Annotated in this window: 9 protein-coding genes; 3 read left to right on the top strand and 6 right to left on the bottom strand. The window is 74.4% G+C overall.

Annotated features, from left to right (window positions below; translation table 11 throughout):
- Positions 1-7: 7 nt before the first annotated feature.
- The 3 genes from ACFYUV_RS39675 to ACFYUV_RS39665 form a co-directional block, all read right to left on the bottom strand.
- A complete protein-coding gene (locus ACFYUV_RS39675; RefSeq protein WP_387678413.1) occupies positions 8-622 on the bottom strand; it encodes a hypothetical protein in 615 nt (204 codons plus the stop codon).
- 132 nt (positions 623-754) lie between these two features.
- A complete protein-coding gene (locus ACFYUV_RS39670; protein ID WP_387678410.1) occupies positions 755-1,393 on the bottom strand; it encodes a response regulator in 639 nt (212 codons plus the stop codon).
- Complete coding sequence (locus tag ACFYUV_RS39665) at positions 1,390-2,439, bottom strand: sensor histidine kinase (protein ID WP_387678407.1); 1,050 nt, start codon at positions 2,437-2,439, stop codon at positions 1,390-1,392. The genes ACFYUV_RS39670 and ACFYUV_RS39665 overlap by 4 nt, the downstream gene beginning before the upstream one ends.
- An 87-nt stretch (positions 2,440-2,526) precedes the next feature.
- On the opposite strand from ACFYUV_RS39665, the gene ACFYUV_RS39660 reads away from it, so the two are divergent.
- Positions 2,527-3,171, top strand: a complete 645-nt coding sequence (locus ACFYUV_RS39660) for a hypothetical protein (RefSeq protein WP_387678404.1) — start codon at positions 2,527-2,529, stop codon at positions 3,169-3,171.
- Here ACFYUV_RS39660 and ACFYUV_RS39655 read toward each other — a convergent pair.
- Positions 3,149-4,273: an FAD-dependent oxidoreductase gene (locus ACFYUV_RS39655; protein WP_387678402.1), complete on the bottom strand. Its 1,125-nt coding sequence runs from the start codon at positions 4,271-4,273 to the stop codon at positions 3,149-3,151. The two genes, ACFYUV_RS39660 and ACFYUV_RS39655, sit on opposite strands and share 23 nt — an antisense overlap.
- Before the next feature lie 63 nt (positions 4,274-4,336).
- Between ACFYUV_RS39655 and ACFYUV_RS39650 the strand changes: the two genes are divergently transcribed.
- Positions 4,337-4,789: a MarR family transcriptional regulator gene (locus tag ACFYUV_RS39650; protein ID WP_358301292.1), complete on the top strand. Its 453-nt coding sequence runs from the start codon at positions 4,337-4,339 to the stop codon at positions 4,787-4,789.
- A gap of 19 nt (positions 4,790-4,808) precedes the next feature.
- Here ACFYUV_RS39650 and ACFYUV_RS39645 read toward each other — a convergent pair whose 3' ends face one another.
- Entirely contained in the window at positions 4,809-5,783 is a 975-nt protein-coding gene (locus ACFYUV_RS39645; protein WP_387678399.1) for an alpha/beta fold hydrolase, read from the bottom strand.
- 85 nt (positions 5,784-5,868) lie between these two features.
- On the opposite strand from ACFYUV_RS39645, the gene ACFYUV_RS39640 reads away from it, so the two are divergent.
- The gene (locus ACFYUV_RS39640) at positions 5,869-6,456 is read left to right on the top strand and encodes a TetR/AcrR family transcriptional regulator (RefSeq protein ID WP_387678396.1); all 588 of its coding nucleotides are present in this window, start codon (positions 5,869-5,871) and stop codon (positions 6,454-6,456) included.
- A gap of 54 nt (positions 6,457-6,510) precedes the next feature.
- Here the strand turns inward: ACFYUV_RS39640 and ACFYUV_RS39635 are convergent, their stop codons facing one another.
- A complete protein-coding gene (locus ACFYUV_RS39635) occupies positions 6,511-10,299 on the bottom strand; it encodes a type I polyketide synthase (protein ID WP_387678393.1) in 3,789 nt (1,262 codons plus the stop codon).
- Between the last annotated feature and the right edge of the window lie 23 nt (positions 10,300-10,322).

The raw sequence follows: 10,322 nt of genomic DNA, 5'->3' as shown, positions 1-10,322 counted from the left end.
CCAGGCGTCACACGGCGGCCGGTACGGTGGGCTCGGCCACGCGGTGCCGGCCGTCGGCCGCCCGGGACGCCCGCGACACCCGGGCCATCGCCAGGAAGGAGACCATCAGGCAGGCGGCGCCCAGCGGCATGAGGTCCTTCTCCACGAACGGCACCATGACGTCGGCGACCACCAGGACGGGCGTCCACGGCTTGACGCGACGCTGGACGGCGAGCTGGAGGACCAGGCCGATCTGGGCGACGAAGAACAACATCGGCCCGAAGTCGTAGACCACCTGCTGCACCCCGGGAACCGACTGGACCTGGTCGAAGAGCACGCCCATCGCGGCGTGGTCGGCCGAGCGGAATCCCACGACGATGTCGATGGAGAACTGGGCGATCAGCGTGGTGATGCCGACATATCCAGCTACGGCCAGCCCGGTCGCCAGACGGCCGCGGCCGGCCAGCCTGCGCATCTCGTGGAAGGTCACGGCGAAGAACGCCAGGGCGCCGATGAAGGCCAGGTGCCCGGTCGTCCAGGCCAGGCCGGGACCGCGGCTGCCGTCGAGGCCGTCCAGGATGCGGAGGACGCCGTAGGTGAAGGTGAGCACGGGGGCGGCGACGAAGGCGATGCGGGGGTTCATCTCGTTGACTCCTTAGCGGTGATGACCTCCCCAATCCTGGTTTTCCGCGGCCTGCCGGACATCGCCGGAGCGGGCGAAGTCCCGTCTCGCTCTTGAGCGGGATGCGGTACCCCACCTCCCTCCTGAGAGGGATCATTCCCCGACCGGGCCGACGAGGCCGAGCTCGTAGGCGAGCACCGCCGCCTGGGTGCGGTCGCGGGCGCCGAGCTTGTCCAGGAGGTTGCCGACGTGCGTCTTGACCGTCTCCCTGGTGACGTGCAGCGCGGCGGCGATCTCCGCGTTGCTTCGTCCGAGCGCGATGTGCCGCAGGACGTCCAGCTCGCGCGGCGTCGGCTCGACGGGCAGGCGCCGGCGGGCGCTGCCCACGTGCGGCGCGGCGATGCGGCGCAGCGCGTCGGGGAAGAGCACCGCGTCGCGCCCGTGCACCAGGCGGACCGCCTCCACCAGCTCGCCGGCGGGCGAGCGTTTGAGCACGTAACCGGCGGCTCCCGCGCGCAGGGCGCCCCAGACGAGCTGGTCGCTCTCGAACGTGGTGACCATGACGACGCGCGTCCTTGGCGAGCGGCGGGCCAGCTCCCGGGTCGCGGCCAGGCCGTCCATGACCGGCATGCGGATGTCCATGAGCACGACGTCCGCGCCGGCGCCGGCCGTGACCGCCGCTCGTCCGTCGGCGGCCTCGGCCGTCACCTCGATGTCGTCGTGCAGGGAGAGCATGGTCGCCCAGCCCGAGCGGATGAGCTGCTCGTCGTCGGCCAGGACGACCCGGATCACAGCGGCAGGCTCGCCCGGACGCGCCACGTTCCGCCCACCTCCTCCCAGGTGCACGTCCCGCCGGCGAGCCGGGCCCGCATGCGCATGCCGGTCAGGCCGCGCCCCGGCTCCCCCGGCCTGCTCAGGGTCGCGTTGTCCATGGTCAGGGTCAGTTCGGCGGCGGCGGCGACGGCGAGCGTGACCGGGCCGTGCCCGTGCCGCAGGGCGTTGGTGAGCGCCTCCCTGGCGATCGCGAACGCGGCCCGCGAGGTCGCGGGCGACACCTTGCCGAGGTGGCCGGCGCTGACCCGGACGTCGAGGCCGCGGGTGAGCGTGCCGAGCGCCTCCAGGGTGGGCGTCCGGTCGGCCGCGCCGTCGTCGAGCACGCCGAGCAGCACGTCGAGCTGCTGCTGGGCGTTGCGGGCGGTGGTCGTCAGGTGGCCGAGCGACTGGGCGGCGAGCTCGGGGGCGGCGCGGCGCAGCGCCGCCTCGGCCGCCATGGCCTGCACCAGGACGACGCTGAGTGCGTGGCCGACGGAGTCGTGCAGCTCCAGGGCGAGCGACTGGCGGCGGTCCAGCTCGTCGATCAGCCGGGACGGCTCGGAACGCAGCAGCCGCCGCGCGACCCAGCGCTGGCCGAGCCCGGCGGCGACCATCGCGGCCAGCACGACGGCGGTGAGCAGCAGCACCTCGGCCACCTGGCCGGGCGCCGCCTGCCAGGCCCGCGGCAGCAGCCCGGGGGACAACGCCAGGACGGCCGCGCTGAGCGTCCCGCCGACGTACAGGTGCAGGCTGGTCAGGGCCACCAGGTAGAGGCGGTCACCGCGTTCGGGCACGTCCACGTCGAGCAGGTCCGACAGCGCGATCACCTCCAGGCGGCGGGTCAGCGGCAGCAGCGCGAGCAGCACCGAGGCGGGCAGGCACGCCGCCCACAGCGCCAGCAGGCGGCCCGGCGTCAGCTCGGCCAGGATCGGCAGGCCGAGCCCGGCGGCGACCGGAGCCAGCAGCGCTGCGCCCAGGAGCTGGTAGACCCCGGCCCGCGCGGCCTGGGCGAGAGGGCGTTTCACGTGGACCGACGCTAGCCGACGCCGCCGGGGCCGCACTCCCCCGCCGGGGGGAGGCAGGGCGGCCCGGTCGTTCCTAGCGTGAGCGCCATGACGAGAACTGATCGTTCGCGCGGCGCCGCGGCGCCGCTCCCCGTGGCCGCCGCAGTCGCGGGATCGCCGGTGACCGGCGGGCGGCTGCGCACGGTGTGGCGGGCCGCCCACGCGCCGGTGGCCGGGGTGCCCCGCTGGGCGCGGATCGCCGCCTACGCCGTGCCGTTCACCGTGCTGCCGTCCAGCCTCTGGCGGTTGCCCGCGGCGTTCGACCGCGGGATCGGGCTCGGTGAACGGCTGTACGTCGTGTTCCTGTCGATCGTGTCGGAGCTGACGGCGTTCACCGCCGTCGGGCTGGTGGCCGCGTGGGGTGAGCGGTTTCCCCGCTGGGTCCCCGGGTTGCGTGGCCGCAGGGTGCCGACGCCGGCCGCCGTCGTTCCGGCGGCGTCGGGCGCCGTGCTCCTGACGGTCCTGTGGACGTCCGCCTTCGTGACCGAGCTCGCCGGGGTGACCATGCGCGGCGAGCCGATCCCGCCCGACTTCCCCAGCCGGGCGGGCGGCTGGGAGGCCGCGATCTTCGCCGTCTGCTACCTTCCGCTCCTGCTGTGGGGGCCGCTGCTCGCCGCCGTCACCTACGCCTACCACCGGCGCCGGAGCCTGCGACCCGGCGTGCCCGCGCTCAGTGGGCGAGGGCGGCGGTGAGGCGGTTGCTGAAGCGGGCGAGCAACCCGCTCTGGGACGTCTCTGAGACCATCCGGCCGACGAACGGGGGGATGCGCCAGTTGGCCGGGCTGCGCCGGGCCAGCCTGGACACCAGGTTGACGTGCGGGTAGCGGGCCCGTTCGTAGGCGCGCAGCCGTTGCGCCGGGTCGCCGCCCTTGGCCAGCTCGCGGCCGAGCACCCACACGTCCTCCAGGGTCTGGTTGGCGCCCTGTCCGAGGGTGGGGGGCATGAGGTGGGCGGCGTCGCCGAGCAGGGTGACGCGGCCCTTGCCCCACTCCCGGCGCACCTTCTGCCAGTGGTGGCCGAAGAAGTCGAGGTCGGCCTCCGACGCCTGGGCGAGCAGCTCGGGGACGGGCGACGCCCAGTGGCCGAAGCGGCGCCGCAGCTCGGCCAAAGGCGCGGCCGGACGCGACTCGCCGGGAGCCCAGCGCACGTCGAACCACCACTGGAGCTTGCCGTCACCGGCGGGGATGATCCCGCAGGCGCCCTCCTTACCGGTGATCATGAGGTGCAGATGGGTGCGGGCGAGGTCGATGTCGATCCGGCTCAATGCCTGCCAGGTGCCGAACGTGGCCGTCCGGATGGGGACGTCGCCCCACAACTCGCGCCGGACGACCGAGTGGTGGCCGTCGGCGCCGATCAGCAGGTCGCCGGTGGCCGTCGAGCCGTCCTCGAAGGTCGCGGTCACCCGGTCGCCGTCCTGGGTCACGGTCCGGCAGGCCGTGCCGTAGCGGATCAGGTCGCCGGGCAGCCCGTCGGCCAGCCGTTCCAGCAGGAGACGGCGGGAGACCGACTTGTTGGGGAAACCGTAGAGCGTGGCCGCGTGGGCCATGTCGGAGGTGAGCCGCAGCCGGCCGTCCGCGGTCAGCGCGTCGATCCGGTCGAACCGGCCGCCGACGCCGTCAAGGGTGACACCGAGGTCGTGCAGCACCGCGGCACCGTTGCTGAAGATGCTCAGCCCGGCGCCGCCCGTGCGCATGGCGGTGGCCTGTTCGTAGATCCGCACCTGGTGACCGGCGGCGAGCAGGCTGCGCGCGACGGCCAGGCCGCCCACGCCGGCGCCGATGACAACAACGTCCATTTTATCTCCAAAACGAAGTTACTTCGATTCAAAGATACATCGCTGTGAAGTACATTGGGGCGAGTGACCGACAACCACCCAGAAGCGGACGTCTACCGCGAGTTCCTGATCGCGGTCATGCTGCACATCGAGGCGATCGCCGACCGGCTCGGCGTGCACCACGTGGACGTGGCCGCGCTCATCCTGCTGGAGATGCGCGGCCCCCTCCCGGTGGGGGCGATCTCCGAGGAGCTGGGGCTCCCGTCCGCGTCCGCGACCCGGCTCATCGACCGTCTGGAGAAGGCCGGCTACGTGCGGCGGGTACGCGGCGAGCGCGACCGGCGCATGGTCACGGTGGAGCTGCTGGAGGGCGGCATGGCCGAGTACCACGCCACCCGCGTCACCTCCGAGCGGCACCTGGAGCAGATCCGCGGGCAGTTCACGCAGGAGCAGGTGCCGCTGATGCTGGGCCTGCTCGCCGGGGTCGCCCGCGCCTACCGCTCGGCCACCAGGGAGATCCGCGAGCAGCCCGGCTGAAAAGCCCCGGCCCGTGGCGTCAGGGCGTGCCGCCGGCAGTGTCTCCGGCAGTGTCTCCGGCAGTGTCGTCAGCGCGGTCGACCTCGTCGGCGAAGGCGAGGACCCGGGGGTTGACGCGGTCGGGGAACTCGCCGTTGAGTGCGTGGGAGGCGTCCGGCCACAGCTCGACGACGCCCCGGGCGAGCAGGCGGCGGGCCCGCAGGGCGGCCTTGCGCGGGTTGTGGATGATGCTGCGCCCGGCGATCAGCGCGAGCACCGGCACGTCCAGCCCGGCCACCTGGTCGTCCGTGGGGTACGCGGGCGGCGGCAGGAACGCGGTGAAGTCCCGCATCCCGGCCGAGATCAGGTTGGCGACGGGCTCGTCGGCCGAGGCGTCGGCCCCGCCGGAGATCCAGCTCAGCAGCTTCCTGCGCCACGACTCGGGGAAGAACGGCACCACCGAGCCCAGCGAGAAGACGACGACCTTCCAGGTGATCCGGCCGAACAGGTTGGCGGGGTCGAGCACGCTCACCGAGGCGATCCGCTCCGGCACGCGCAGGGCCAGGTGGAAGGCGCTCCACCCGCCGATGGACACCCCGAGGAGGTGCACCCGGGCGAGGCCGAGCCGGTCCAGCAGTTCGGCCAGCCAGGTCGCCTGGTCCTCCGCGCCGTCGAACGCCCGGGTCTGCACCGACAGGCCGGGCTCGCCGAGCAGGTCGACGGTGTAGACCGGCCGCCGGGCGACGAGGCCGGCCAGGTTCGCCTCCCACATCGGGGTGGCCGAGGTGCGCCCCGGCAGCAGGAGCAGCGGCACGCCGTCGCCGCCGCCGAAACGGTAGACCCGGACGGATCCGAAGCCGGTCGCCACGTCGTGGATCTCGGCAGGTTCGGGGAGCCGGGCCATGGCGTGGTCGTAGGCGTTGCGGTAGCGCGCGAAGGCGGGGGCGTCGCGGAAGTGGCCGAGCCGCCGCGCGCGGAACGCGGCTCCGATGTTGGGTTCCACCAGATCGTTCACGTGCGGGATCCTTCGTTCGCCCTTCGCGATACGATCGTATCGCAACAACGTCACGATACACTCGTATCGCAAAGAGAGGGGGGCCGTGCCGAAGCAGGTGGACCACGCGGCGCGGCGGGCCGAGATCGCCCATGCCGCGCTCAGGCTGTGCGCCCGTGACGGCCTGGCCGGGGTGAGCATCGGCGGGGTCGCCCAGGAGGCCGGCGTCTCCAAGGGGCTCGTGCAACACTATTTCGGGGCGAAGGCCGACCTGATGCGCGCCAGTGCGCAGCTGCTCAGGCAGGAGATCGAAGGCCATGTCCGGGAGGCGCTGCGGGAGGCCGCCGGGCCGGCCGACACGCTGCGGCGCACGCTGCTCGCCGTCGTCGAGCTGGGCTCGCGCGCTCCCGTGCTGCTGCTCGCCGGGCACGCGTTCCTGGCCAGGGCCGTCGACGATCCCGACGTGCGCGAGCTGTACCGCGCGGGCGGCGACGCGGTGCACCGCGAGATCGCCGCGCTCGTGGCCGCCACCGCCGCGGACCCCGGCGTCGAGGCGGGCGCCGAGGCGCACGTGCTGCTCGCGCTCGCGCGCGGGCTGGCCGACGGGGTGCTGGTCGGGGAACTGGGCATCGCCGAGGCGATCGCCGTCCTCGACCACCAGCTCCGCCGGCTCGGCCGGCCGGCGGGCTCCTGACCGGACGCCGCGGGCGGCCCGGGGAGATCCTCCGCCGGGCCGCCCGCGCCGCTCTCACCCGCCGATCGCGGGCATGCCCTCCGGTACGGCCTCCGCCGCCGCCTCCGGCCTGGCCGCCGCGAGCAGCTCCACCAGCCGGTCCGCGATCGCGGCGATGGTGGGCTGCTGCCACAGCAGGGTCGCGGGAAGACGGCAGCCGAAGCGCTTGTCCAGCCGCCGTCGGACCATGACCGTCATCACCGAGTCCAGCCCCTGCTCGACCAGGGGACGACGGACCGCCAGGTCCTCGGGGGCCAGCCGCATCACGGCCGCGATCTCCGCGCGCACCTCGGGCAGGACGCGCTCGCGCAGACCCTCCGCCGTCAGCCCGGCGAACGACTCCGCGGGCCCGCCCAGCTCCTCCTCGGCCGGGACGGGCGCGTCGATCACCGGGTAGCGCAGCCCCGCGAGGTGTCCCACCACCCGGCCGTCCGGGTCGGCCAGCAGCGCCCGCACGGTGTCGTCGGCGGCCCGGTCCACGGCCGCGTCGATGACCACCGTCGCGGGCGGGGCGCCGGTCAGCACGACCTCGTCGATGCGCACGACCATGCGCAGCACCGGGTCGCCGGGGAACACGCAGGGCGCCACGGACATCGCCGCGTCCAGCGCCGGGGCCCAGCTCTCGGCGTCCCCGGTGCGGACGGTGGCGCGCAGCGCGCCGTCGCCGCCCAGCAGCGTCTCGATCGTCCAGTCGAAGCCCGTCGAGGGCACGCCGACGGCGGCCAGCCGCCGGTGCACGAACGTGGGGTCGATCGGGGTCAGAGCGCCGGCGTCGGGCAGCACGTCGGGCTTGACCTGGCCAGGAGCGGCCACGTCGGCGGTGACGTGCACCAGCCAGGCCGGTTCGGGCTCGCCGGGGGCGGCCGGCGTACGGGCCGCGAGCCGTATCGCCGGAGGTTCGTGCACGACCTGGACCTGCCGGCGTTCCGCGGTCATCAGCGGATGCGTCATCTCCACGCCGGTGAGCGTGACGTCCTCGTCCTCGGCGGCGTGCAGGAACGTGTTGACCAGCACGGCGGCGGGCACGATCTCGATCCCGTTGAGGGTGTGGCTGCCCGGATAGGGCCGGTTGGCGTCCTCCAGGCCGGTCCGCCACACGCGGGTCCGGCTGCCGGCGAGGCGGGTCCCGGCGCCGAGCAGGGTGTGGGAGCGCACGTCGTGCCCGCGGTTGCCGTCGTCGCCGGAGTCCTCGCGCCAGTGGCGGCGGTGCTGCCAGGCGTACGGCGGCAGGTCGGTGAGGCCGCCGTACGGCTGCAGCCGGTTCCAGTCCACCTCGACGCCGTGACAGTGCGCCGTGCCCACCGCGGCCAGGAAGCCGGGCAGCTCCGGCTGGTTCCTGCGCAGCGAGGTGCCGACGAACACGTCCTCGAACCCGTTCTCCGACAGCGTCTCGGTGACGGAGTGCGCGACCACCGGGTGGGGGGAGATCTCCAGGAACACGCGGTGGCCGTCCTGCGCCGCGGCCGTCGTCGCCGCGGTCAGCCGCACGGGGTCACGGAGGTTCGCCGCCCAGTACGCGCCGTCCGGCACGGGCGTCGCGCGGGGGTCGGCCAGCGCGGTCGTGTACATGGGGATGCGCGGCGGGCCGAACGACAGATCGGCGACGGCGGCGGCCAGCTCGACGGCCAGCGCTTCCATGTGCGGGCTGTGGAAGGCGACGTCCGAGGCCACCCGCCGCACCACGATGCCCTCGGCCGGCCAGTCCTCGACCACCGCCTCGACCGCGGCGACGTCGCCGGACAGCACGGTGGAGCCCGGCGACGACGAGATCGCGGCCACCAGGTCGGTACGCCCGGCCAGCCGCTCGGCCGCCTCCTCGAAGGACAGGCCGACCATCACCATGGCCCCCTTGCCCTCGGCCTGCCGCAGCAGCCGCGAGCGGCGGCAGATCAGGCGGGCGCCGTCGGCGACGGACATCGCGCCGGCCGTCACCGCCGCCGCGATCTCACCGACGGAGTGGCCGATGACGGCCCGCGGCGCGACCCCGTACGCGTTCCAGAGCCGGGCGAGGCCCAGCTGCATCACGAAGATCATGGTCTGCACGCGGTCGATCGTGTCGAGGTCGCCGTCGGCCAGGACCTGCCGCGGCGAGAAGCCGATCTCCTCGGCGAAGATCGGCTCCACCTCGTCGACCAGGGACGCGAAGTCCGGCACGGCCAGCAGCTCCCGCCCCATGCCGCGCCACTGGCAGCCCTGCCCGGAGAACACCCAGACCGGCCCGGGGCCGAGGTCGGGCAGCACGTCGCCGGTGAGCACCGCCTCGGCCGGCACGTCGTCGGCGAGCCTGCGCAGGTGGGCCGCGAGCTCGTCGCCGTCCGTCCCGACGACGACGGCGCGGCGGGCCAGATGGGTGCGCCGCAGCGCCAGCGTGTGCCCCGCCGACGCCGGGTCGACGCCCGTCCCGAGGTGATCGGCGAGCCGGCCCACGTACTGCCGCAGTGCCTGCTCCGACGCGGCCGACAGCGGGAACAGCCGCTCCGCGCGGGGAGGCGCCTCCTCCTGCGCGGGCGCGTGCCGGGCCGGCGGGGCCTGTTCGAGCACGATGTGCGCGACCGTGCCCCCGTACCCGAAGCTGGAGACGCCCGCCCGGCGCGGGTGGTCGCGCTCCGGCCAGGACGATCGCCGCGTCACCACGCGCAGGCCCGAGGACTCCCACGGGACGGCCGGGTTGAGGGCGGACAGCACGCTCGGCGGGATCTCCCCGCGGTCGAGGGCGAGCACCGCCTTGATGACGCCGGCGATGCCGGCGGCGCCTTCGAGGTGGCCGATGTTGGACTTGACCGAGCCGATCAGGCACGGGTCGCCGGCGGGCCGCCCCGCGCCGTACACCGAGGACAGCGCGCCCGCCTCCAGCGGGTCGCCGAGCCGGGTGCCGGTGCCGTGCGCCTCGACGTAGTCGACGGTGGACGGCGCGACGCCCGCCTGCCTGCAGGCCCGGGCCATCACGTGCTCCTGGGCCTCGCCGCACGGCGCCATGATGCCGTTGGTGTGGCCGTCCTGGTTCACGGCGCTGCCGATGACCAGCGCGAGCACGCGGTCACCGTCGCGCTGGGCGTCCGACAGGCGCTTGAGCACGACCACGCCGCAGCCCTCGCCGCGGCCGTAGCCGTCGGCCGCCGCGTCGAACGACTTCGACCGCCCGTCGGGCGCCAGGGCGCCGGCGGTGCCCAGCGTGAGCGTCTGGCCGGGGGTGACCAGCAGGTTGACGCCGCCGGCGAGGGCGACGTCGCTCTCGCCGAGCCGCAGGCTCTGCGCGGCCAGGTGCAGCGCGACCAGCGACGCCGAGCAGGCGGTGTCGATCGCCATGCTGGGGCCGCGCAGGTCGAGGGAGTAGGAGATGCGGTTGGCCACGGCGCAGGTCGCGGCGCCGATCCCGGTCCATGCCTCGATCTGGGGCAGGTCCTCCAGCAGCCGGCCGCCGTAGTCGGCCGTGCAGACGCCGACGAACACCCCGGCGTCGGTCCCGGCCAGCTCGTGCGGCGGCAGCCCGGCGTGCTCCAGGGCCTCCCAGGCGGTCTCCATGAGGATGCGCTGCTGCGGGTCCATCAGCTCGGCCTCGCGCGGCGACAGGCCGAAGAACTCCGCGTCGAAGCCCTCGATGTCGCTCAGGAAACTGCCGTGCCGTACGGCGTCGCGCAGCGCGGCGGCGTGTTCGGGGCTCCGGGTCTCGTAGTTGCGCCAGCGTTCGGCGGGCAGCGGCCCGGTCGTGTTGCGGCCGGCGCACAGCAGGTCCCAGAACTCGTCCGGTGAGTGGACGTCGCCGGGGAGACGGCATCCGATCCCGACCACCGCGACTGGTTCCACCCGGGCTCCGCGCGGAGTGTCGA

The sequence above is a fragment of the Nonomuraea sp. NPDC003560 genome (assembly GCF_042878785.1).
Lineage (GTDB): Bacteria > Actinomycetota > Actinomycetes > Streptosporangiales > Streptosporangiaceae > Nonomuraea.
Note: the sequence above shows the minus strand (reverse complement) of the source record. Positions and strands in the feature narration are given on the sequence as shown.

What these genes read in the sequence shown, in the direction of transcription:
- ACFYUV_RS39675 (WP_387678413.1), bottom strand. Translation starts at nt 622, where the DNA reads ATGAACCCCCGCATCGCCTTCGTCGCCGCCCCCGTGCTCACCTTCACC.
- ACFYUV_RS39655 (WP_387678402.1), bottom strand. Translation starts at nt 4,273, where the DNA reads ATGGACGTTGTTGTCATCGGCGCCGGCGTGGGCGGCCTGGCCGTCGCG.
- ACFYUV_RS39660 (WP_387678404.1), top strand. Translation starts at nt 2,527, where the DNA reads ATGACGAGAACTGATCGTTCGCGCGGCGCCGCGGCGCCGCTCCCCGTG.